The sequence below is a fragment of the Paenibacillus sp. WC2504 genome (genome assembly GCF_052682475.1).
Map to the genome: position 1 here is coordinate 5,631,737 of NZ_JBQZFH010000001.1, position 22,443 is coordinate 5,654,179.

A 22,443-nucleotide genomic window follows, 5' to 3' on the forward strand; every position below is an offset into this window, starting at 1 on the left:
CTTAACAGGATTAGTACAACTATCTTATCATACAGCCCCAATGCGTAGGCAATATACATAATTTCGCTGCATAAGCACACATGGCAAAAAGGCCCCCCCGCGCCTGACTCGCGCTGGAGAAGCCTCTTCTTCGTTCTATTCCAATATAGTTGTTAAACGGAAAGGAAGACAGGCAGGTCCGTTTTATTTACTTAAATACTTGTAATAATCTTTGGTGAAAATAACATCTTTTTTGTTATCGGTATAGGCCTTCTTCAAAAATTCGTCAACGCCTTTGCCACCGCCCTTTTCCCAAGTGTCTTGCGCGTCCTTCATCGCTTGGTCAACGGAGTAGCTTGCACCGCTTACAATGGCTTTCGTATAAGTGTTCGTTAAAGTCGTTTTGAGCGTATTCTTAATGACTGTCATATCATCCGGCAAGCTGACTGGCAGAATAGCCTCCGTTGTATTTGGACGATCCGGCGTTATATAAGCTGCACGTGCTTGTGAAATCAAATTCAAATATTCTTTGTCCAGGGGTTTATTCGGATCAAGCTGATTTGAATACTCCACGCATTTGCCCATAGAGCCGGTTTGGGTCATCATTTGGAAGTCGCCGTTCCAGCTCAGCTCTTTTTTATTTTTCTCCACATCGATCGGCTTCGGACACCCGTCACTGCCAACCTTGTAGTGTACGCCTTCCATCCCGAACATGAGTGTCTTCTGCACGTCAGGCGACATCAGCCAATCTACGTATTTTACGACGGCTTCCACATTCTTGGCTGTTGCATTAATACCCGCCACAAACTGCATGTTAGGGTTGGCCGCCGGTGAGAATTGGCCGAATTCCGACTTCGGAAGCGGCAAGATCGCTACTTCAGCGCTCGGGTTGTTTTTCTTGAACGACTCATAAGTGTTATAGATTGCTGCTCCTTCCAAACCGCCGGATCCCCAAATGCCAAGCTTCCCGTTAACCCAATCCTGCTGTGCTTTCGCACCGGTTTTGTCGGCAAAAATATCCTTATCTACCGCACCTGCGTCATATAAGCTTTTCTTGAACGCCAGATCAGCCTTCGGGCGGTCCCAAGTCCGCGTATATTGGTCGTTCAGCAAATGATAAGAAGTAATGGACGACATCGGCATCAACTCATCGCTCGCTTGACCTAGCTGGAAGAAATAATCGACATCCCAGAAGGTGGTTCCAAGCGTGTCTTTTTTGCCGTTTCCATCCGGATCTTGTTCGGTGAAAGCTTTCGCAACCTTCAGATATTCCTCTGTCGTCGTAGGCATGGGAAGCTTAAGCTTATCCAGCCAGTCTTTGCGGATCATCAGGAAGTGGTTCGACGTAAACGGTGTCGTTCTCCCGAAGAAGTACGTTTTGCCGTTAAATTTGGTGAGTTTTTGAATGTTCTGATTTTCCTGGAACAGCTTCTTATACGTCGTCGAATATTTGGAAATAGCGTCTTCCAGCGGGATGATTTGCCCTTTGGAAGCCAGATCCTTCATAAACGGATTCGAAAACTCCATAATTAAGTCAGGCGCCCCGCCCGAAGCAAACATGACGTTGAATTTCTCGATCGAATTGGAACGAGGAACCGGAATAAATTCAACTTGAACGGGTGCATTCTCGTTAATCCACTTCGTCCAGCGATTATTCGTAATCGTGCCTTCTCCTTCAGGAACCGCGTTCCGGTCGTAGATGGAAACGGTAATTTTCGGTTTTGGCCCCGCCGGTTTCGCACTTGCTGCTGCAGTTGCCCCGCTGCTAGGCGTTGAAGCCGTATTCGCCGCTTCTTTCCCCGTGGAGCAAGCTGTAAGTAGAGCTGAGCTCGATACAACCATAGCTAATGTCACGGATGCTGTTTTCATCAACTTGTTTTTTTTCATGTTCCGTTGTCACCCCTTAGTGAATTAACCGCCGCTATGCTTTTCGTTATTGTCTAAATCTACCACGTTTTGAAGGGCTGGATCACCTCCTTAATTTGGTAAATCACCCTTTTACAGCTCCAATCATGACACCCTTCACGAAATACTTTTGCAGAAAAGGGTACACGATTAGCATCGGAAGTGTCATGACAATGACCCCGGCTGCTTTCATTCCTTCAGGCGTCAGCTTCATAGCCATTTCAGGCTGCGTATTCGCCATCTCCTGCATAAGCGTCTGGTTCTGAATCAACTGCTGCACGAGAACCGTTAAGTTTAACTTGCTTGCATCATTGATATAAATTAACACGTTCATGAAGGCGTTCCAGTGGCTAACTCCGTAAAAGAGCGATAATGCGGCCACTACCGGTATCGATAACGGCAATACAATTTGTATGATCAGCCTCCAATCAGAGCAGCCGTCAATTCGCGAAGCTTCTTCCAGTTCCTCAGGTAACGCTTCAAAAAAGCTTCTTAACACCATCAGGTTCCAGACGCTCACTAACCCTGGCAGCCATAAGGCGCCATAGTTATTTAGAAGGCCCAAGCTTTTGAGGAGCAAATAAGTAGGAATTAATCCCGCTGAAAATAGCATCGTAAAAATGATGGCGAACGAATAAAATTTACGTCCGATAAAATAGCGCTTTGACAAGGGATACGCAGCAAGCACTGTAAAACTTATATTAAGAACGGTGCCTACAACTGTAATAATGACGCTGTTTACAAGCGATCTCAAAATCGGCGTTTCCTTAAACAAGGCTTCATAGCCGCTGAAATCCAAATTCACGGGCCAGAGGCTAACGACTCCGGACATCAAGGCATGTTTATCGCTTAAGGACATCGCCAAAATGTGAACGAGCGGTAGCAGGCAGCTCATACCGATGACAAATAAAACGACATAATTGATACTGTAAAACAATTTCTCTCCTCTAGTGCTGCTCATGAGTTCCTCCTCCTACCATAAGCCTTGACCAAATTGACGTGCGATCCGGTTCGCTAGAACGACCAGCACCAAGCCGACAAGGGATTCGAACAGCCCCATTGCGGTAGCTAAACTGAAGTTCGCCTGCTGAACCCCAATTTTGTACATAAACGTACTAATGACTTCCGATACTTGGGAAACCGCATCGTTTTGCAAGACGTACACTTGATCGAAGCCTACTTCCATCAGGTGACCTATTTTCAAAATCAGCATAATAATGATCGTTGGCAAAATGCCCGGAAGCGTAATTCGGAGCATCTGCTGCCACTTATTGGCCCCGTCGATGCTGGCGGCCTCATACAAACTCTGATCGATGGACGTCAGCGCCGCCAAATAAATAATGGCTCCCCAGCCGGCATCCTTCCATATCCCCGATCCGATATAAATCCCAATCCATGTTGATTCTTTATATAAAAATGGGATGGTCGTTCCAAAAAGCCGATCGATCACATGATTAATTGTGCCTGTATTTTGGGAGAACATGGTAATGACAATGCCCCCGACGATGACCCAATTGAGAAAATGCGGAAGATAGACGAACGTTTGAACCATTCGTTTGAACGCCATTTTCCTCACTTCATTCAGTAATAGCGCCAGAATGATCGGAACCGGAAAGCCGATTACAATCGACAGTCCACTGAGCAGAAGCGTGTTCCAAATGATATCGATCATTTGATCGTTGCTGAATATCAGCTTAAACGAGCTGAGCCCTGCCCATGGGCTGCCCCATATCCCTTTAATAAAGCTGTACTTCTTAAAGGCGATTACAAGGCCTGTCATCGGATAATACTTGAAGACCAGAAAGAAAATCATGATAGGCAGAAACATCATATACAAGGGGATGTTCTGTTTCAAAACCCGCTTTCCATACTTCCTTACCAACCAGTTGGGTTTGGCCTTAGCCGAAGCTTTCGGCTGACCTGTGATGGCCGGCGAGGATGGCGGGAGCATCTTATTCATTGCTGTCACTTCCTCGTCTTGTGATTGAGCCCATCTTACCGGGCTTTGGTTCGTTCGCACAATATACATGATTTCGATGAGTAAACAGGCGCTTGCTGTGCGGGTATCTGCAATATACACTTTTTCTGACCATACACCTGTAAAATATTAGTTAAATATGCTGAGACTCCGGTTCCCAGAAGGAGGAATGACCTCGCAGCTTGGACAAAGCTTCCATGTAAAAGTAATCGCCATAGATTAACGGCTTATTGATGTTCTGATTGCCAGGCAAATTGCCGGTGCCCGCAACGAGAATGGCCTCTTCCGAATCATCTGCCACGTAGTTGCGGGATAAGGATTGCAGGATGGCACATGCCTGATCTCTATAAAAGGAAGCCCGTTCCCCTTGGCACGCAGCTGCCAGATTTAACAGCCCGCTTGCCGCAATGGCGGCTGCGCTTGAATCCCTCGGCGCCCCTTCGAATGAAGGTAAGCGGAAATCCCAATACGGCACCTTGTCCGCCGGAAGATGTGTAAGGAAATAGTCGGCTGCACGTTCGGCCGCTTCCAGTAATGCTAGATCCCCCGTATGCTGGTAGCTCAAAATCGACCCATGGATCGCCCACGCTGTACCACGCGACCAAGCGGAATCCTCGGCATAGCCTTGGCCACCGAGCGCCCCCGTCCGTTCTCCGGATTCCGGATCGAAACATACAACATGATAGGCTGAACCGTCTTCGCGTATAAAATGTTTCACAGCCATCTTCGCATGCGCGATGGCGATATGTTTGAACCTGGGATCGCCGGTTTGCTTCGATGCCCAGTGCAGCAGTGGGAGATTCATCATGCAGTCAATGATCGCCCATCCGACACGATCGGGGTGATTCCAAGCCCTGATAAAGCTGCCCTGCAAATTAAAACGACCTGCCAGATGGCTGGCGACCATCAATGCTCTGCGTTTGGATGGCTCATTTCCAGTCAATTGCCAATTGGCGATCGAGGTCAGCGTCCACATAAAACCCATATCGTGATCCAACCGCTCGTAGCCCTGCAGCACTTCATCCAGCTGCTCTTCACAGCTCTCAGCCAGTTGGCGTAATTCGTCCGCTTGCCGGTCTCTATAAGCGAGCCATAACAGTCCAGGCCAGAAGCCGGCTGTCCAATAGTGCGGTGACATAAGTTGAAACCTTCCATCCTGCGAGCCGTGCGGGAATGCGGCTCCGATTCGCCGGCTTGCATTCATCACTTTGCTGATTCCCGAGTTCCATGCTTCTTGTATCCATTGCTCTGTTGTATTCATGTTTTCACTCCCATCCGTTGTGCTCCTAGCATAAACAGATCAGCGCTTGGTGCTCAATATACATGTTTTTGCTGGATTAACAGGTTCTCGGCATTTGCGGCTTAGCCGTTTGGCCTCCCCCTACCCTTAAATGTTAACGGGAAAAAGTGCTGCTAATTTGTTCGTTTCTGCTGAACACATGGAATTAGATGGAAATTTCTCCGCTAATTCCTCAAGTTTCATCCGGATTGAGGCGAATTGACTGAGTTAGCTGCACAACTTCCAGTTATTTCATCAAGATTCCTACTCCGTACCAATTTTAACAGTAGAAATTCCAGTTACTCCGCTAACGAACACAAAAAAGGACCTATTTCCAATTAAATAGCGTCCTGTAGTTCGATGGGAGAAAGGAACCGTTGGAGGAGTTACCTTCTCCTCCGGCGTTTAGCTTGTTAAGAGCCTGGTAGAAGCGAAATTGGGGGTGGAGATCACCCAGTGTTGCTAAAAATTCAGCGTTACTGAGACATTTTGGCGGAGGGGGAACCTCATACTAGCGTTAAGTTGGTCGACGATACACCTTTGGGGAACTACAGGTCACTATTCTAGCAAATTCAGCCCGTTTCCGCGGAAACGGAACTACAGGGCTTTATATGTCCTCCGCGAGCCTTTTTTCCTGTGAAATTGGCAAAATAGTGTACTGTAGTTCCCCTCGCTTGTGGAAAATGCCCATTTCGCAGAAATAACGCCCCGTAGTTCCCCCAGGCTGGATCGCAACCTCGGCATCAGGACCTTGGATTTTACACACAGTTATGTCATTTTAAGGTAACGCCGATTCCTCCTGCTATTTGCTGCAATTGTTCATTTTTTTACTAAGTAGCTGGATTTTCTGTTGTTAATCTTGCTAAAAATACCCAAATTCAGTCCCCTACCGCTGATATAGATTGAGTTTCTACTGTTATTTCGTTGCCCTGCTACTGAGCACCGCAGATTGACGGTAGTTATTCCATCTCCCCTAGCTTACAATGCCTTAGTGGATCATCCGCTCGGAGTAACGATAGCAGTGGATGCTCACCTTAGTTGGCTGTTTTCGAGAAGCCCAAAAAATGCAAAAAAACGAAAATGTGAGCACACTGCTCACACTTTCGTTTTTCACCAGAACCATTTTACTCCTCAAAGATATGCGTCAACAAAGCACCTAACTCTTGCATCGCTTGCTCCTCTTGCTCTCCATCCACTTCCAATGTCACTTCGTCATTCTGTTGAATGCCGAGCGTCAGCATACTCAGCGAGCTTTTGCCGTTGACCTTCTTCTCCCCTTTGATGACACTTACTTTGCAGGGAAACGTGCCAACCTTTTGAACGAATACTTTGGTCGGGCGGGCATGGAAGCCAGATGGATTCAACACCGTAAAAGTTTGAGATATCATGCTAGATCACTCCTTGTCTTCTGTTCTACAAACTGTTTGATTTGGGCTTGGCTGCTCATCGCCAGAATTTGCTGGGTATAGCCGGCCCATTCTTGTTGTGAGGTCTTTTTGATCAAGGCTCTTGCAGGTAAAATCGAGCTGGCACTCATGCTGAATTCATGAAGTCCCATGCCGAGTAAAATAGGGATTGCGTGCTCATCTCCAGCCATTTCGCCACACATGCCCACCCATTTGCCTTCCTTGCTCGCAGCTTGGATAACCATTTGGATTAAGCGAAGAATGGACGGATGACAGGGTTGATATAAGTAAGAAACGGTCTCATTCATCCGATCCGCAGCCATCGTATATTGAATGAGGTCATTGGTGCCAATACTGAAGAAATCGGCCTCTTTCGCCAACGAATCAGCTGCTATTGCTGCAGCAGGCACTTCAATCATAATCCCAACTTCAATGTTCGCGGACACTGAGATTCCTTCTTGTATAAGCTTCTCTTTCTCCTCCTGCAACAATTGTTTGGCAGCTAGCAGCTCATCCATGACAGCAATCATAGGAAACATGATTTTCAATTGCCCATAACTGCTTGCTCTCAGAAGCGCTCGAAGCTGCGTACGAAACAAGTCTTCTTGGCTCAAGCATAAACGTACTGCACGTAACCCAAGAAATGGATTGCTTTCAACTGGCAGCTTCATATATGGCAGCTCTTTGTCTCCGCCAATATCAAGGGTGCGAATGACAACAGGTTTGTTGTCCATTCGTTCCAAAACATGTTTATAAATCTGAAACTGTTCTTCTTCGCTCGGCAGAGCGCTGCGCCCCATATACAGGAATTCGGTTCGGAATAATCCGATCCCTTCCGCTCCATTCGCAAGAACCTTTTGCAAATCCTCCACACTGCCAATATTGGCAGCCAACTCTACACGATGATCATCCGCAGAAAGCGTCGGCTCATGGATGAGCTTGCGCAGTTCGGCTCTTCTCTCGTCGTATGATTGTTTACGCGTCTGATACGCCTCAACCTCTTGATCGCTTGGCGCGACGAGCACTACACCTTCAACTGCATCCAGGATAAGCATCGTACCTGTCGCGATGTCTTTGACCCCTTCACCTGCACCAACAACAGCAGGCACTTCCAGCGAGCGAGCCATGATAGCGGAATGAGAGGTACGGCTGCCAACCTCAGTCACAAAACCAAGCACATAGTCAAGATTTAATTGTGCCGTATCAGAAGGCGTCAGATCATCAGCGATCAGAATACACGGTTCATTAATAGCCGTAATCGCTGCATAGGAAACGCGGCGAAGCTTGCTCATGATTCGCCCGGTGACGTCACGAACATCAGCCGCGCGCTCACGAAGCAGCTCATTATCCATCGAGCTGAGCACTTCAATAAAGCTGCTTGCAACTTCATGAAGCTTGAATTCCGCATTCATGCTTTCATCTTTAATGCTATCTATAATGGCATCTATATAATCAGGATCTTCAAGAAGCATCAAGTGTGCTTCGAAAATTTCCGCTTTTGCCGCACCCATTCGCTGCTCAGTCAAATCTTTAATCTCTTCTAATTCTTGTTTGGTTTCTTCCACAGCTTTACTAAAACGAAGGACCTCCTGATCCTTGTCGGCCACTTCCACAGCCACGGGCTCGTACTGCTCCTTATTCAATCGAAAAGCTTTGGCCAGCGCAATGCCGGGGGAAGCAGCTATGCCGGTTAGACGTTTGGTCATCATGTTCGCCATGAGGTAACTCCCCTTTCTTTAAGAAACAACGGTTTGTTTAAATTGTTCGTAATGCGTTCGAATCATCTGATGAATGGGGTGCTCTTCCCCAATCGTCGTGTACTTGGTAATCGTCCCAGCAAGACCCAGATCTTGCAGATCCGCTTGAATTTGGACAGCTTCAGGATCCGCTGGATCCTTAAACAGCAGGGCAGCAGCCATGACCATAGTAAGATAAGATGGGGTCATCCCTAGCTCATACCCTTGCATTGCTGGTCTGACCAGCCGATCATTCGCCGATAATTTACGAATCGGTGATCTTCCTACGCGCGCTACATCATCAATCAAGTAGGGGTTCGTGAATCTTTGCAATATCTTATCGATATAGATCTCATGCTGCGCAAGCTCAAAGTCATGCTTTTTGATCAGGATCGAACCCGTCTCGTGCATAACATGCCTCACTAATGAAGCAATTTGTGGATTAGCCATCGCCTCTTGAATCGTTGCGTAACCTTGCAAATAGCCAAGATAGGCAGCGCTGCAATGACCCGTATTAACGGTAAACAGTTTGCGCTCAATGTAAGGCTCTAGCGTCTTAACATAATGAACGCCGTCAATGCGAGTGAAGCCTTCCAGCATTTGCGACTCATCAACAACCCACTCGTAGAAAGGCTCCACAGTCACTTGAAGCGGATCCTCGTTATGCTGAATAGGAACGATTCGATCCACAGCAGCATCCGGAAAGGCAACAGCCGTCTCTGCTTTCGCACGCAGCTCTTCACTTAACAAAGCATACACATGCTCTTTAAGCTGCGAACTGCCGCCAATCGCATTCTCACAAGCAATGATGTGCAGCGGCGCGGCTCCCCTCGCGATCCTTCGCTCGATCCCTTTAGCAATTCCGCCTGCAATGTGCTTCAGAATATTGACGCCAACCGCTGTTGTCACAAGATCAGCTTGTGCAACGGCTTCGGCTACATCTTCCAGATTTTTGCCGTTGATCGCTGTAACGCCTGAAACCGTGAAGGTCTCTTGCGCTTCATTCGCATAACGCACCGTATACGTTTTTCTTTCCTGCAGCAGCTCCACCAAGGTATCGTTGACATCTGAGAAGATAACTTCATATCCGGCTTGTGACAAAAGCAATCCGATGAAGCCTCTTCCGATGTTACCCGCTCCAAAATGTACAGCTTTCATCATTCCATCCCGCTTTCGAAAATCTTCACCATCGCTTCAGGAGTAGAAGCTTGCATAATCTGCTCGATGTTCTCATCTTCCGAGCAAATCATCGCGACATTCGTCAAAATGTCCAGATGATCATTGCCTGCAGCCGCAATCCCGATCACCAGATTGGCCGTCTCTCCGTCACCGAAGTCTACACCGTCCGGGATTTGAACAATGGATAGTCCCGTGGAGAGGATCAATGATTTGGAATCCTGTGTGCCGTGTGGAATGGCCAATCCATTGCCCATGAATGTCGATAAGGTTTGCTCTCTCTCGATCATTTTATCGATATAACCGGCTGAAGCATGACCTGCATCAACCAGCAATTGGCCCGCCATTCGAATGGCCTCGAATTTGTCTTTGGGTTTCGCATTCAGCTTTACTTTATTGGTTGATAAGATACTCATCGTAGATCTCTCCCCATATCCGATTTATTTTTTATTCTCTAGAAAAGCTGCTAACTCTTGCGATAAAAAGTGTTTAATTTCTGACTGGCTGCCCGATTTCAACAGGTCGATCATTTCAGGGATGAGCAGGAAAGAGCTAATTTCACTAAGCACTTCCAAGCTCTCCTTCGAGAGCTCCTGCGGACCGAGCATAAGCAGCAATTGTCTCACGCCGGATTGTTTCCCGCTTTCTAACGGCAAGTCATCCGCTAATCGAAACAAAGTGAAGGAAGGCTTTTTCACCTGTTCACTTCGAATATGGAAGAGCGCAAGCCCCGTGTCAGGGATCACTTGACTGCTTAACTTCTCCCGCGCAAGCAGCAGCTCAACGATAGGTTTTACTTCGTCAATGACACCCCATCTGCTGACATAGCTGCATATATCCTGCAAGGCCTCTTCCAAGTTTTCATAACTTTGCTCGATGTGAAACACCGTAAATTGATCAATAATGCTTACAATTTCATTAATATAGAACTGGATGCGATGCAGCCGATCTTTTGATCCTGCCTCCAGGTGCATGTGAATCGGTTCACCCGATTCTTTTTGCAGTGTCACATTTTGAATAAAAAGCCTTAGCCGCTCCGCCTCATCTTTCGTCAATAAGGGACTGAGTTTCATGTATTGATCGGAAGGGAGTGGTAGGTCCACAGTCGATATGATTAAATCGTAGTCCTTCTTAGGAATACGCGCAGCTTCAAACCAGGAAGCATTGCCAATAATATTGATTTGCGGAAGCTCCTTCGTTAGGCGTACAGCCAACATTTTGGAGGTGCCTATGCCGCTGGTACAGACCAGAATGGCTCTTACATTTCGCTTAAATTGTTTCTGCCTCTCGATGGAAGCACCGAAATGCATGACCAGGAACCCGATTTCTTCGTCTGGTATAGCAATTTCACTGATAGTCGCATCGACAGCTTCCCGAATAGCTTCGAACAGTAATTCATAATCTTTTTTAATTTGCGTCAAAAGCGGATTGCGAATCGTAGCTCCCGCCAATAACCGCTTAATCGCGGACTCCAGATGACTCAGCAGCCCTTCTTTCAAGGAACGATCGTCGCTGAACGGAACGCCTAGACTTCTTTCCATTCTCCGGATCAGCTTCCATACCATCTCCATGTAACTCAGCTCATCGATCGGAAACAGCAAATTGGCATGAGGTTCAGAAGTAGGTTCCAGCAGCTCAGCAATATACGATATTTCAGCAGGCATTAACTGGATTGGAATTTTTTCTGTCAAATGATCAATGGTATGGGTAAGCAGTTTGCTTGGACGCGCCGAGTGATGATCACTATTCACCTCGATCGGTCTGCCCATCTGAATTCTGGCAATCGTTATCGAGAGGGAAATAAGTAAATTCGTATACTCCTCCTCCGATATTTCGCTTAAGCCTTCATCTTCGGCCAGCCAAAGCGCTTCTTCCACTTTTGTAAAATTCTCTTTACCTATCAGCTTCAAAAGCTTTTGCGCTAAAGGTGAATGTTGGCTCTCATTTTTTCCAAAGAGATCAGACTCATCGAGCCCATTCTTCGCCAGATGTAAGATCATCCTCCGTTTATTAGCTTCTGTACCGCTCAATTCAACGCCATAACCCCTTTTGCGAACGAGGGTGAGATTGGATCTCTTAACCCAGCTATCTAACTCATCCAGATCATTCGTAATGGTTGGAATCGTGACAGCTAAATCATGCGACAATGTAAAAAGCTTAACGGGTTCCTCCTCCTGAAGCAGCAGGCATAACAGCAGCATTCTTCGTTCCTCGGCTGAATACGCCACATTCACCCTGCCATCGAGCAGTTGCCTCAATGCCTCTAATTTCTCCGGCTCCGCTAGAAGTTGAATCCCTTTCCCCGATTTCTTACGGAGCGCTATACTGAGATTCGCCAGAACCGTCTCCAGCTCAGACAATTCTCTATGAACAGTTCTAGTGCTTACATTAATCTCAGCAGCTATCTCTCCTGCCGTAATGTCATCCCTTTGCTTCATTAACAGCTCAAGGATTTGACGATGCCTGTTTGAGAGGCTCATGATTATTCTCCTCATGAACAAAATGGAGATAACGCCGGCAAGATGCCAGCGTTAGAACCTTCTATTTAACCCAATCGTTTCACGAGCTCATCATATTCCGGGCTTTTCATGAAATTATCAATGGAAATATGTTCAGCTTGCGGTGCTTTGTTTCGTGCGCGATCCGTCAAGGATTTATGCGTAATCACGATGTCAGCATCGGATGGGATATCATTAATGGCTGTATTGACGACGTTAATATTGATGCTGGCTTCTTTCATTTTCTTTCTTAAAATAGAAGCCCCCATCGCGCTCGATCCCATCCCGGCATCGCAGGAGAAAACGATTTTCTGCACATTGTTGGCAGACTTCATTACAGGAACATCTACACGCTCTGCTGCCGCTGCAGCCGGGGCTTGCTTCATTTCTTTCATTCTAGCTTTAGCCTGATCCAAATCTTCGCTTTCCGTTTGCTTCGTTGTTTTCAACAACAGAGCACCTACTGCGAAAGAAACGATCGCAGAAGTGATTACGCCGCTGAAAATCGGCAGCATACCGCCTTTTGGAGCCATAGCGATGTAAGCAAAAATACTTCCCGGTGAAGGAGGCGCAACCAGACCTGCATTGAAAAGAGAGAACGTGAAAGTACCTGTCACACCACCTGCAATTACCGCTAGAATAAGACGCGGATTCATCAGGATGTATGGGAAATAGATTTCATGGATACCGCCGAAAAAGTGAATGATAGCAGAACCCGGAGCGGAAAGTTTCGCTGCACCGCGTCCAACAATCCAGTAGGCCAGTAGTATACCAAGTCCTGGACCAGGATTGGACTCTAGCATGAATAAGATGGACTTGCCTGTTTTGGAAGCTTGATCAAGCGCGATCGGGCTTAGAACGCCGTGGTTAATCGCGTTGTTCAAGAACAGCACCTTACCTGGTTCGATGAGAATATTGGCCAGCGGAAGCAAACCTGCGTTGACTAACGCTTGAACTCCGGAAGCTAATGCTTTGCTCACGACCTGAACGGCAGGACCGACAACCGTGTAAGCCAGAACGGCTAGTATGGCTCCAATGATGCCTGATGAGAAATTGTTAACAAGCATTTCGAAACCGGACTTAATTTTACCCTCAATCGACTTATCGAACTGCTTCAGCACCCACGCGGCGAAAGGACCTACAATCATTGCCCCCATAAACATCGGAATATCCGTCCCGATGACAACCCCCATCGTGGTTACGGCTCCGATGACACCACCGCGTGTGCCATGGATCATCGTTCCTCCCGTATACCCAATCAAGAGCGGAAGAAGATAAGTTATCATTGGACCTACGAGCTTAGCCAAATATTCATTTGGAATCCACCCAGTCGGAATAAATAAAGCTGTAATCAATCCCCAAGCGATAAACGCCCCGATATTAGGCATCACCATGCCGCTTAAGAAACGACCGAAACTTTGCACTTTCACCCGGAATCCGCCGGATGATCCTTGCTTTTGTGCAGCAATTTCACTCATTAGAATAACCTCCCTTTGTCTGTTTCATGATCTTATCGTAATGCAAAAACGCTTTCATGTTCAATCAAATCAAAATCCCTTTTCGTCATGAATAATGTTGACATCATTTAAACCTGCCAATACAGCGCTTCCCGTTAACGTACAAAAGACAGCCGGTTGATCACCGACTGCCTTCTCATTATGATCTATTTATTTAAGTCCAAAACCCATGCCATATACACCAGGAAACTCTATTTCTTTCCCTAGCTTTTTGGCGGCTTCAAGCGTCCAATACGGATTTCTTAACATCCCGCGGCCCACTGCCACGAGATCTGCATCTTCGTTGCCGATCACGGCGTTCGCTAATGCCGGATCATCTAACCGTCCTACGGCAATAACCGGTACATTCAGCGCATTCCTGATTTCTCTTGCCATAGGTACCTGATACGCCACATGGGTACCCGGTCTTCCGTGCGCCAGAATAGGCCCTTCTCCACCGGAACTGATATGAAACAGGTCTACACCCGCCTCCTTATACACTTTGGAAAAGGCAATACTTTCCTCAAGCCCATAACCACCGTCCACATACTCTCTGGCCGAAATACGCATAAAAAGCGGCATGTCATCAGGCATCACGCTCTTGACGGCTCGAATAACCTGCTGGCCGAACAATGGCAAATCTTTGCCGTATTCATCCGTGCGTTTATTTGTATACGCAGATTGGAACTGGTGAATCAAATAGCCGTGAGCTCCATGAATTTCAATCGTATCTACGCCAGCCTTGATAGCACGTTCAGCTGCCAAACGATACTTGTCCACCATTTGCTTGATTTCGTCTGTAGTCAATGCCCGAGGTGTCTTGTATGTCTCCGTCTCATCGAATGCAAAAGCGGACGGCGCTACAGGAACTTCGGCGTGTTCCGCTTTGCGTCCCGCATGAGCAATCTGAATGCCCACTTTTGCCCCGTATTGGTGAACGGCATCAACGATGCGCTTTAATGGAGCGATCTGCTCGTCAGACCATAACCCAAGATCAAAATCGGTAATTCGGCCGTCCGGCTCAATATCCGTCATCTCAATAATGATCAGTCCTGCTCCGCCAATGGCGCGGCTAAGATAGTGATTATAATGCCAATCGTTGACGACTCCGTCATTATTCCTGACCGCATATTGACACATCGGCGGCATGACGACACGATTTTTCAGTTCCAGACCTTTCAGCTTATAGGGTGTAAATAAATGGTCCATTATTTGTTCCTCCTATTGTTAATCGAGCAAAGAGTCATCATATATTTTAAAACCATAACCAGTAGCATAACCATCAAACAGCCTATTCAATAGAGATAGGCCAGACCCCCATTGTTGGATATATTACCAGGGCTCCATGTATACTTACGTAAATAATTTGTTCCCGAAATGCAAAAGATCATCTTAGCATTTCGTCGTGTTTGCCGTATCCATACTGTAACATCTTAGAGCTGCGATTCGAACTACCGATAAGTTAGGTGAGGAATAACCAAAAGTTATGGGGGATGGACGTGAAGATCGAATGGTTAGAAGCCTTCCGGCAGACGGCTGAAACGAAGAGTTTAACAAAAGCTAGTGAAATCCTGCATATTAGTCAGCCTGCCTTAAGCAAACAAATTCGGACCTTGGAGGATGAATTAGGAGCTCAATTATTAGTGCGTTCATCCACAGGTGTAACGCTGACGCAATCCGGCCAGATTTTACTTGAAAGAAGCAAGAAAATTATGAACGAACTAAATGATCTGAGAAGAGAGATTGCGCTAAGTCAAGAAGAGGGCAAAGTTGATCTTGTCATTGGATCATGGCCAAGCGTTGCCACCATGTTTTTGCCAAACCATATGGCCGCTAATCAACAGGAAGATATCAAAATGGCATTCAAACTCAGGGTGTTTTACAGCTTTTTTGACCTGATAAAAAATATTGAAAATGGCACCATCGATGCTGCCCTATTTGATGACAGAGGCGTACAACATCACTTTCACTCGACCCCCGTTTTTAAAGAAAACTTCTTCTTATTTGTGAATGCCAATCATCCCTTATTCGGAAATAAAGAAAAAGTATCCTTTCATGAGATAAAGGACGACCCCTTTGTTATGCTGCCTGAGGGGTGCGATGTCAGGATGTTGGTGGAAAAGGAATTCTCAACAAGAGGAGAAACGTTACATATCGCGTTAGAAATTGAATTGGGACAGAGCATCCTTGGTTTTGTACAAGCCAATCTGGGCATTACCATTTTGCCTGAAATCTTCATTAACCAAACGAATGATGCGATTAAAGCAATCCCGATTACAGATTTCAGATTAACCCGTCAAATCTCTGTCGTTACCCGTGAAAAATCGATAAGTAAGCAATTATTAACTTTATTTAATGCGAGTTCGAAGCCAAATGAACATCTCTCGGTTCATCCCTGACATCCTCCGAAACACGCTGAATAAATTCATTGATGACGAGCACATGTTTATGTTTGGATTTAAAGCCAATGAATATTTCATTATGAACCTTCAAATCTTCGAAAATGATTTTCCATCTCGGATTTGTTCCATGCTGATGTTTCAGAATATGTGTCGGGAGCAGACTCATCCCCGCTCCTTCCTCAACGGCCTTTAGAATTAAATGCATGCTAGGGATGACATGGGCTGGATTAATGAGTGGTCCTTTCTTGAAAAACTCTTTCCAGTATCTTCTTATGATTGGAAGTTCCAGGCCATAGCTGATCCACTTTTGTTCGGAAAGCCATCTTTCCTTCTCCTTCAAAAGCGTGAAGTCCGGCACGGGCGTCTCCATCGGTGCAACAATGACAAAGCTCTCTTCCATAAGCCGTACATATTCGATTCCGGGCGTTAAGAATCTTTGATTGGTTAAAATAAGATCTACACGTTCTTCTTTTAAAAGTTCGAGCAGCTGCTCTGCGTCCCCAAAGTACGTTGTCGTATCCAATTTCAATCCCGATAAATGCGGCAATATGCTCTCAGTGAACAACTCCGGTGTTGCACCAATTTTGATCGGATTCATGGTTGGTGATAGATGCAATTTTAAACCCATCGTTTTTTCCTCTAATGATTCTATTAGGGGCGCTAGATGAGAATACAGCTGCTTTCCTCGTTCGGTCGGCACCATTTTTCGTGAAGTTCGAATGAACAACGGTTCACCGACTTCCGATTCAAGGCAGGCGAGGTGCTGACTCAATGCGGGCTGGGTCATTATCCGCGTTTTAGCGGCCTCCGATACGGAATTGTGCTTAAAAATAGCAATAAAGCTTCTATACCATTCGAAATCGACCATGGCCACTCCTTCCTCTTTTATAAAAAGAATCACATTAGCGAAAAAGCACATGTTGTCATTGTAAGGTTTTCTCACATACACAACAAATTACAAAATAAAGATTCATAAATAAATTTATTTATATACAGGTCAATTAATTTGACTGCTGTAGCCATACCGTAACACGATGAATGCGAGAATAGTACTATCATTAAGTTTGGCATGCATAACAAAAAGTTATGACATCTGCGCCTGCGCAAACGAATAAATAGGGGATCACAGTTCCCTCTCCACGCGAAAAAGAGCCTATTTCGATGAAATAGCGCCCTGTATTTCCCCTGTTAGAGATGAATCGCTCAAAAGCTTACCCCAAATCGTCAATTTGTTTTAGATGCGTTTTAGATGCCAAATTTATAATTCCGACGCGCATAAACTCGAGTAAACCCTGAACGGTGATAATTGTTAAAAGACTTATTTGAACCTTCTTGTCCCTCAGGCGGTTGTCCGGTTTCTGCCGTAAAGCCAACGACTCCTGCAGAGATTCCTTCCGATACCCGTTGTCTGATTAGTGCATTTTGTGCCCCTCTGCCACGATAATCGGGCAGCGTTGCATCTACACCGAGCCAAGCCCATTTGTTATCCAGAAACATCGCTCCGGAAGCAACGGGAGTATCTCCATCATAAGCGAGATAAGCCTTCCAATTTGGACGTCCAACGATAGCCGATAATAATGGGATTATGGTTTCCGGGAGACCAAACGCGGCCTGCGCAACTCTGCCAAATTCTTCCGCCTGATGCGCCTCAACAAGACGTACATCAAGTGTAGTAGGAACCGCTTGATCTACCACAGGTACAGAATCTCTATATAGCTTCGCCCATCCATTTCCAGCGTTTTTAAAACCTCTTTCTAGAATCCACTCCTCCAATCTGGCTTCTGGAAGCGCGTTTGGAGAAACTTGCAAAGCGAATGAAGCAGCGGCATTGTCATTCATCCACGCAATGGCCTGGTCCAACTCGGCTTCGTTTACAGGTTTTCCAATTCCCAAGCCAAGAATCCGATTAAATTCCGTGATAGGTACGCCTAAATCTGCAATTCCAACCATCGCACCCAATCGCGCAGAGGAAACTTTGGAGCTTTCAACATAGTCCGCTGGAGCAGCAACAACTAAATCCAACCAGGCTTCTCGTTCAACGATTTCAATACTAGTACTTACAGATTTATCAATCATATTTTTCATTTGAATCTCCTATTATATCTTCATATTTACGTAATATTTTAAGATAAATTGAAATCATAGAACAAATTACATATTTATGGATTACCTATAAAAATGCTTATCTATTCATAGAAAATAGGCTATCTCTCTGGTCGTATGAACCTTCGAGACAGCCCCATTTTTCAACAAATTACAAAGAATTTCTCAAAATTTTTCTGACATCCTCATTCGAAAGAGGAACATAGTTACCTATTTGATCGGCGAGCATAGCTCTTTCCGTCATTAACTCAATTTCCTTATCATCAATGCCATAGTCTGAGAGCTTAGTAGGTGCTCCAATGGACGTCCAAAATTTCACGAGTGACTCAATCGCTTCCGCTGCCAATTGCGTGTCCGTTTTTCCTGCCGGATCCAAGTCAAATACACGTACCCCAAGCTGCGCCACTTTCTCCGGACGCACAGCCGCGACATGTTCCATCCAGCGTGGGAAAAGAATCGCGAGTCCGCCGCCGTGCGGGATATCATGGACAGCCGATACGGCGTGTTCAATATAATGCGTTGCCCAATCGGTTTTAACCCCCATTGCGGTTAGTCCATTCAAAGCCAATGTTCCATTCAACAACATGACTTCGCGATATTCGTAATTGTTCAAATCGTTCACGAGCTTAGGTGCCGTCTCGATAACGGTGCGAAGAATCGCTTCACCGATTCTTTCTTGAAGAGGTGCATGGCTCGAGGCGTGGAAATACTGTTCGAAGACATGGGACATAATATCAACGATGCCGTATACCGTTTGATCACGTGGCACAGAGAAGGTAAGCTCCGGATCCAGAATACTGAATCTTGGATAGACGTGGATGGAGTTAAACGACTTTTTCTCATTTTCTTCCCAATTCGTGATGACGGAATTTCCGTTCATCTCGGAACCCGTTGCCGCTAACGTTAGGACAGTGCCAATCGGAACAGAGTTGGATGAAGCTTTCACCTTCTTGAGTACGATATCCCATACGTCACCATCGTACGGCACGCCCGCGGCAATTGCTTTTGCACAATCGAGCACACTGCCGCCACCGACGGCAAGAATGAAATCAAGCTGATTTTCTTTAATCAGGTTAATCCCTTTTTTGACAGTCGTTAGTCGCGGGTTCGGCTCAACGCCTCCTAACTCAACAACCGTAGCGCCAATTTCTTTCAATTCATGGATGACCTTATCGTATAAGCCGCTCTTTTTCATACTGCCGCCACCATACAATAGCAAAACACGTTTGCCATAAGCCGGAATCTCTTTTTTCAAACTGCTTAATTGACCTTTTCCAAATAGAAGCTTAGTCGGATTATAAAACTCAAACTTTTCCATCGTCGTTATTACCCCTCTCCAATGAATTCTGTCAATTATACGCTTAAATCGACATAAAACGGCGGTGTTACGCCCAGCATGCGGGCATACACGAAGAGTTGTCCTTTATGATGCGCCTCATGTCCAATTAAACGATGAAGCACTTCTACGATTGGCTCTACATTTTCAAAAATAGTTGCGTCTTGTTGTAAATCTGCTTCTGAATAAGAGGCCAGCTTTTGTTCGTGCTCGGCGGTTAATTGCTGAAGAAGCTCGCGAGCTTCCGAAATGGTCGACGGAACGGGCGGGACGATCATATCGCGTGATTCAATAGCGGCAAAAAAGAAATCCGGAGTCATAGCCAGATGATGAATAAGTTCAATTGTCGTCATCCCGCCATCCCATGGGCGCCATGTTCCGCTTGATTCGGGCAATAATGCGACAAGTTCTTGCAAGGCATTGCGGTGCATTTTCCAACGTTTCATTACCTGTTGTGTTGATGTAAGTTCAGTTTTCATTTTATATAGCCCCCTGATTATTTATTTAGTTGACGAATAACTTCCTTAGCAGCACTTTCCGCAGATTGTGGATTTTGACTTGTAATGAGATTCCCGTCTACTTGAACGTTATCTGACCAGTTTGGCGCTAAGACGATATTAGCTCCCAATTCGCGAAGTCTTGTTTCTAATAAAAAGGGCATGAATTTATCTAAAGTCGTTTCTCTTTCTTCCTCATCGGTGAAAGCCGCAATCGTTTTTCCTGCTACTAGAGGCGTACCATCTGACAACTTCACCCCTACAAGGGCTGCAGGACCATGACAAACCGCGGCAACGACTTTACCGGATTCATACATCGTACGGATCATGGTTTGCAGCACCTCGTTATCAGGCATGTCGAACATCGTTCCATGTCCACCCGGGATGAAAATAGCGTCGTAAGCATGAATGTCATTCACATTTTCCAGCTTAATGGTATCTTTCAGATACTTAGCCATATCTAACATCTCTTGAGATGCGCCTTCTAGGCTTCTATGATCTAGCGGAACCTTCCCGCCTAATGGGCTTGCTATCGTAACCTCATATCCTTTATTGTTAAACGCGAGGTATGGCTCTACAAATTCTGACAACCATAAGCCTGTTTTCTCATTCTCATTTATTTGATCGGCAGTCGTAACTACCATTAGAACACGATTGTTCATTGTAAATCCCCCTTAACTTGAAGTAGCAAAACACAGCCTGGGCAATTTCGTTCATGCAGCTGACTTACGAAAGATATTATTGCCTCTAGGACGCTTATTACACATCAAAAAAACCGAAATGTGACGATATTTTTTTTATATCAGCAGCTGCATTCGCCTTTTGTTTTGGCGGTAAACATACTTTAACACCTTGGCATTGTGGATTGTACTACAGGTATGTTGGGGGCGTCATAATGAAAAGTTATAGCGCCAGTTAGGAGAGCAACAGCACAGACAGCCATCTATGAATAAAAGTACTTATATCTTCTTCAACATTTCGTTATTTGTTTGATGAATTTCTACGAATTACAATAACGGAATGCAGGTCCTAATCCTATACCCAGTGAGGTCAACCATGATAAGCACGCCAGACATCATCAAACAAAACATGATTCATATTATGAAGCAAATGAGCGACTCCTGTCCTCGCATGTCATTCGTAGAAACACCACAAGCGATTCGTTACGAAAGTGATCTCCCTCATTCGTTATTCAATCGGATAATCACCTATAAAGGACTGAAATCCGATGGGGCATTGAACGATATCGCAACAATTGCCGATCATTATCAGTCATCTAAACGCCCCTTTTCTTGGTTGATCTGGTCGCATGACACCGAAGCGGTTGAGCTGGCAAGCGTACTGGAGGAACAAGGACTTAAAAAGTCCGGCCAATCTCCTGGTATGTCACTTTCCCTTACGGATTGGACGTATGAGGCTCCAAGCATACCTAACTTCGAAATCAAACCTATTCGGACATCATCGGAATTCTCCTGGTTCAAAGAGATTGCTCTTCCTGCATTCGGCCTACAAGGAGAAACTGGTGAGGTATTCATGCAAGTGAACGAGTCGTTAGCGCTCGGTGAACAAGCCATTTTACGGCATTTTGCCGGATTCCTGGATGGCCGTCCTGCCGGAGTGGTTACAGCCTTTCAAGATGGAGAAACCATTGGCATTTACAATGTAGCTACTGCTGGAGAATACCGGAGGAGAGGTATCGGAAGCGCTTTGACCGCGCATGCTATTCGTGAGGGACAAGCGGCAGGCGGCAAGTTAGCCGTGCTGCAGTCAAGCGAGATGGGCGTTCGTGTGTATCGAGCGATGGGATTCAGCGAAGAGGTTCGGATCGATTTTTATATGGGATAAAATAAACGTGCAATGTATTAAAAAACGGAGCCTTTAAACCGCAAACGCGGGGCTCCGTTTTTTTGTTGCTTGATTTCTCAATCTTTCTACACAATTGTGATTTTGGTAAGTCAAGGGCCCTCAGAAATGATTGAAGGCAACTATTTATTCCTAGTTCAGAATCTGAGTGGCAAGCATGACCAGATCCTCAATGTTACGACGTCGTCACCGCTGAAGTCGAACTGCTTCCACGAGTTCCAGTCGGAATCCGCGGACGACTTACCGTAAGCTTTAGCCGCCAGCGCCAGTTCGCCGATGCTGATCTTGTTGTCAACGGTGTTAACGCTTAGCCCTGGCATGAAAAGTTCATTTAATCAATATCAAGAAGTTCAAGAATGACGCCCAAATCGTCGGTGCTTTCTACATACGCATATTTATTGCCATTTTGAATAAGAGGGAACCCGAATTTCTCCAGTTTGGCAGCTGTTTCCAACATTTTATTCTTTGCTTTAAATGCGATATGATGGACTCCCGGACCTTTTGTTTCAAGGAATTCCTTCCAAGTTGAAGGATCATCTGTAGGTTCAATGAATTCTATGACGACATTCTCCATGTGAAAAAATGAAAGTCTTACTCTTCCTTGTGTAGGTTTCCCCATGTAACTGACGGTGTCGCTGCCATCCTCATTAGCCATGATGATCGTTGGAGCCGGGACTCCGAGAAGCTCCGCAAAGCGGTGGGTCGCCTTTTCCACATCACGCACGATCATAGCAATCTGACAAACCAAAGTTGTACCCAGAATCGTATGTTCCATCGTTTTTCTCCTTT

Annotated in this window: 19 protein-coding genes and 1 pseudogene; 2 read left to right on the top strand and 18 right to left on the bottom strand. The window is 45.8% G+C overall.

All coding sequences use genetic code 11. The features are described from left to right. Positions 1–183: 183 nt before the first annotated feature. The 11 genes from ACUN27_RS25260 to ACUN27_RS25310 all read right to left on the bottom strand — a co-directional run bounded on the left by ACUN27_RS25260 (position 184) and on the right by ACUN27_RS25310 (position 14,662). Positions 184–1,866 carry an extracellular solute-binding protein gene (locus tag ACUN27_RS25260; protein ID WP_315948671.1) on the bottom strand — a complete coding sequence of 561 codons (1,683 nt, stop codon included), beginning with the start codon at positions 1,864–1,866 and terminating at the stop codon, positions 184–186. Positions 1,867–1,969: 103 nt separating this feature from the next. Then, positions 1,970–2,845: a carbohydrate ABC transporter permease gene (locus ACUN27_RS25265; protein ID WP_445559746.1), complete on the bottom strand. Its 876-nt coding sequence runs from the start codon at positions 2,843–2,845 to the stop codon at positions 1,970–1,972. Positions 2,846–2,857: 12 nt separating this feature from the next. Beyond that, on the bottom strand, positions 2,858–3,844 hold the full coding sequence (locus ACUN27_RS25270) for an ABC transporter permease (protein WP_445559747.1): 987 nt from the start codon (positions 3,842–3,844) through the stop codon (positions 2,858–2,860). 151 nt (positions 3,845–3,995) lie between these two features. Next, positions 3,996–5,123 carry a glycoside hydrolase family 88 protein gene (locus ACUN27_RS25275; RefSeq protein WP_445559748.1) on the bottom strand — a complete coding sequence of 376 codons (1,128 nt, stop codon included), beginning with the start codon at positions 5,121–5,123 and terminating at the stop codon, positions 3,996–3,998. A gap of 1,142 nt (positions 5,124–6,265) precedes the next feature. Next, positions 6,266–6,529, bottom strand: coding sequence for an HPr family phosphocarrier protein (locus tag ACUN27_RS25280; protein WP_315948663.1), 264 nt, complete (start codon positions 6,527–6,529; stop codon positions 6,266–6,268). Further along, positions 6,526–8,253 carry a phosphoenolpyruvate--protein phosphotransferase gene (gene ptsP / locus ACUN27_RS25285; protein WP_445560663.1) on the bottom strand — a complete coding sequence of 576 codons (1,728 nt, stop codon included), beginning with the start codon at positions 8,251–8,253 and terminating at the stop codon, positions 6,526–6,528. The genes ACUN27_RS25280 and ptsP overlap by 4 nt, the downstream gene beginning before the upstream one ends. Positions 8,254–8,283: 30 nt before the next feature. After that, positions 8,284–9,441: a mannitol-1-phosphate 5-dehydrogenase gene (locus ACUN27_RS25290; RefSeq protein ID WP_445560664.1), complete on the bottom strand. Its 1,158-nt coding sequence runs from the start codon at positions 9,439–9,441 to the stop codon at positions 8,284–8,286. Continuing rightward, on the bottom strand, positions 9,441–9,875 hold the full coding sequence (locus tag ACUN27_RS25295; protein WP_157324886.1) for a PTS sugar transporter subunit IIA: 435 nt from the start codon (positions 9,873–9,875) through the stop codon (positions 9,441–9,443). The genes ACUN27_RS25290 and ACUN27_RS25295 overlap by 1 nt, the downstream gene beginning before the upstream one ends. A 24-nt stretch (positions 9,876–9,899) precedes the next feature. Beyond that, a complete protein-coding gene (locus ACUN27_RS25300) occupies positions 9,900–11,939 on the bottom strand; it encodes a BglG family transcription antiterminator (RefSeq protein WP_326061534.1) in 2,040 nt (679 codons plus the stop codon). Positions 11,940–12,004: 65 nt separating this feature from the next. Further along, positions 12,005–13,435, bottom strand: coding sequence for a PTS mannitol transporter subunit IICB (locus ACUN27_RS25305; protein ID WP_315948658.1), 1,431 nt, complete (start codon positions 13,433–13,435; stop codon positions 12,005–12,007). Positions 13,436–13,624: 189 nt separating this feature from the next. Next, entirely contained in the window at positions 13,625–14,662 is a 1,038-nt protein-coding gene (locus ACUN27_RS25310) for an NADH:flavin oxidoreductase/NADH oxidase (RefSeq protein WP_326061533.1), read from the bottom strand. 290 nt (positions 14,663–14,952) lie between these two features. Between ACUN27_RS25310 and ACUN27_RS25315 the strand changes: the two genes are divergently transcribed. Then, positions 14,953–15,852, top strand: a complete 900-nt coding sequence (locus tag ACUN27_RS25315; RefSeq protein ID WP_315948655.1) for a LysR family transcriptional regulator — start codon at positions 14,953–14,955, stop codon at positions 15,850–15,852. On the opposite strand, the gene ACUN27_RS25320 is transcribed toward ACUN27_RS25315, so the two are convergent. From ACUN27_RS25320 to ACUN27_RS25345, 6 genes and pseudogenes are all read right to left on the bottom strand, one after another. Further along, complete coding sequence (locus tag ACUN27_RS25320; protein WP_326061560.1) at positions 15,806–16,483, bottom strand: substrate-binding domain-containing protein; 678 nt, start codon at positions 16,481–16,483, stop codon at positions 15,806–15,808. The genes ACUN27_RS25315 and ACUN27_RS25320 overlap by 47 nt on opposite strands. 63 nt (positions 16,484–16,546) lie before the next feature. Beyond that, a pseudogene (locus tag ACUN27_RS25325) lies at positions 16,547–16,774 on the bottom strand (helix-turn-helix domain-containing protein); the annotation flags it as partial. Positions 16,775–17,100: 326 nt separating this feature from the next. Further along, positions 17,101–17,940, bottom strand: coding sequence for a hypothetical protein (locus ACUN27_RS25330; protein ID WP_326061532.1), 840 nt, complete (start codon positions 17,938–17,940; stop codon positions 17,101–17,103). Between the two features lie 169 nt (positions 17,941–18,109). Then, complete coding sequence (locus tag ACUN27_RS25335; RefSeq protein WP_315948651.1) at positions 18,110–19,276, bottom strand: iron-containing alcohol dehydrogenase; 1,167 nt, start codon at positions 19,274–19,276, stop codon at positions 18,110–18,112. A 35-nt stretch (positions 19,277–19,311) separates the two neighbouring features. Next, the gene (locus ACUN27_RS25340) at positions 19,312–19,773 is read right to left on the bottom strand and encodes a DinB family protein (RefSeq protein WP_326061531.1); all 462 of its coding nucleotides are present in this window, start codon (positions 19,771–19,773) and stop codon (positions 19,312–19,314) included. A 17-nt stretch (positions 19,774–19,790) separates the two neighbouring features. Further along, the gene (locus tag ACUN27_RS25345) at positions 19,791–20,453 is read right to left on the bottom strand and encodes a type 1 glutamine amidotransferase domain-containing protein (protein WP_326061530.1); all 663 of its coding nucleotides are present in this window, start codon (positions 20,451–20,453) and stop codon (positions 19,791–19,793) included. A gap of 469 nt (positions 20,454–20,922) precedes the next feature. On the opposite strand from ACUN27_RS25345, the gene ACUN27_RS25350 reads away from it, so the two are divergent. Further along, entirely contained in the window at positions 20,923–21,636 is a 714-nt protein-coding gene (locus ACUN27_RS25350; protein WP_315948645.1) for a GNAT family N-acetyltransferase, read from the top strand. A 349-nt stretch (positions 21,637–21,985) separates the two neighbouring features. Here ACUN27_RS25350 and ACUN27_RS25355 read toward each other — a convergent pair whose 3' ends face one another. After that, positions 21,986–22,429 carry a VOC family protein gene (locus ACUN27_RS25355; RefSeq protein WP_326061528.1) on the bottom strand — a complete coding sequence of 148 codons (444 nt, stop codon included), beginning with the start codon at positions 22,427–22,429 and terminating at the stop codon, positions 21,986–21,988. Between the last annotated feature and the right edge of the window lie 14 nt (positions 22,430–22,443).

What these genes read in the sequence shown, in the direction of transcription:
- ACUN27_RS25260 (WP_315948671.1), bottom strand. Translation starts at nt 1,866, where the DNA reads ATGAAAAAAAACAAGTTGATGAAAACAGCATCCGTGACATTAGCTATG.
- ACUN27_RS25265 (WP_445559746.1), bottom strand. Translation starts at nt 2,845, where the DNA reads ATGAGCAGCACTAGAGGAGAGAAATTGTTTTACAGTATCAATTATGTC.
- ACUN27_RS25270 (WP_445559747.1), bottom strand. Translation starts at nt 3,844, where the DNA reads ATGAATAAGATGCTCCCGCCATCCTCGCCGGCCATCACAGGTCAGCCG.
- ACUN27_RS25275 (WP_445559748.1), bottom strand. Translation starts at nt 5,123, where the DNA reads ATGAATACAACAGAGCAATGGATACAAGAAGCATGGAACTCGGGAATC.
- ACUN27_RS25280 (WP_315948663.1), bottom strand. Translation starts at nt 6,529, where the DNA reads ATGATATCTCAAACTTTTACGGTGTTGAATCCATCTGGCTTCCATGCC.
- ptsP (WP_445560663.1), bottom strand. Translation starts at nt 8,253, where the DNA reads ATGACCAAACGTCTAACCGGCATAGCTGCTTCCCCCGGCATTGCGCTG.
- ACUN27_RS25290 (WP_445560664.1), bottom strand. Translation starts at nt 9,441, where the DNA reads ATGAAAGCTGTACATTTTGGAGCGGGTAACATCGGAAGAGGCTTCATC.
- ACUN27_RS25295 (WP_157324886.1), bottom strand. Translation starts at nt 9,875, where the DNA reads ATGAGTATCTTATCAACCAATAAAGTAAAGCTGAATGCGAAACCCAAA.
- ACUN27_RS25300 (WP_326061534.1), bottom strand. Translation starts at nt 11,939, where the DNA reads ATGAGCCTCTCAAACAGGCATCGTCAAATCCTTGAGCTGTTAATGAAG.
- ACUN27_RS25305 (WP_315948658.1), bottom strand. Translation starts at nt 13,435, where the DNA reads ATGAGTGAAATTGCTGCACAAAAGCAAGGATCATCCGGCGGATTCCGG.
- ACUN27_RS25310 (WP_326061533.1), bottom strand. Translation starts at nt 14,662, where the DNA reads ATGGACCATTTATTTACACCCTATAAGCTGAAAGGTCTGGAACTGAAA.
- ACUN27_RS25320 (WP_326061560.1), bottom strand. Translation starts at nt 16,483, where the DNA reads ATGGGTTTAAAATTGCATCTATCACCAACCATGAATCCGATCAAAATT.
- ACUN27_RS25330 (WP_326061532.1), bottom strand. Translation starts at nt 17,940, where the DNA reads ATGAAAAATATGATTGATAAATCTGTAAGTACTAGTATTGAAATCGTT.
- ACUN27_RS25335 (WP_315948651.1), bottom strand. Translation starts at nt 19,276, where the DNA reads ATGGAAAAGTTTGAGTTTTATAATCCGACTAAGCTTCTATTTGGAAAA.
- ACUN27_RS25340 (WP_326061531.1), bottom strand. Translation starts at nt 19,773, where the DNA reads ATGAAAACTGAACTTACATCAACACAACAGGTAATGAAACGTTGGAAA.
- ACUN27_RS25345 (WP_326061530.1), bottom strand. Translation starts at nt 20,453, where the DNA reads ATGAACAATCGTGTTCTAATGGTAGTTACGACTGCCGATCAAATAAAT.
- ACUN27_RS25350 (WP_315948645.1), top strand. Translation starts at nt 20,923, where the DNA reads ATGTCATTCGTAGAAACACCACAAGCGATTCGTTACGAAAGTGATCTC.
- ACUN27_RS25355 (WP_326061528.1), bottom strand. Translation starts at nt 22,429, where the DNA reads ATGGAACATACGATTCTGGGTACAACTTTGGTTTGTCAGATTGCTATG.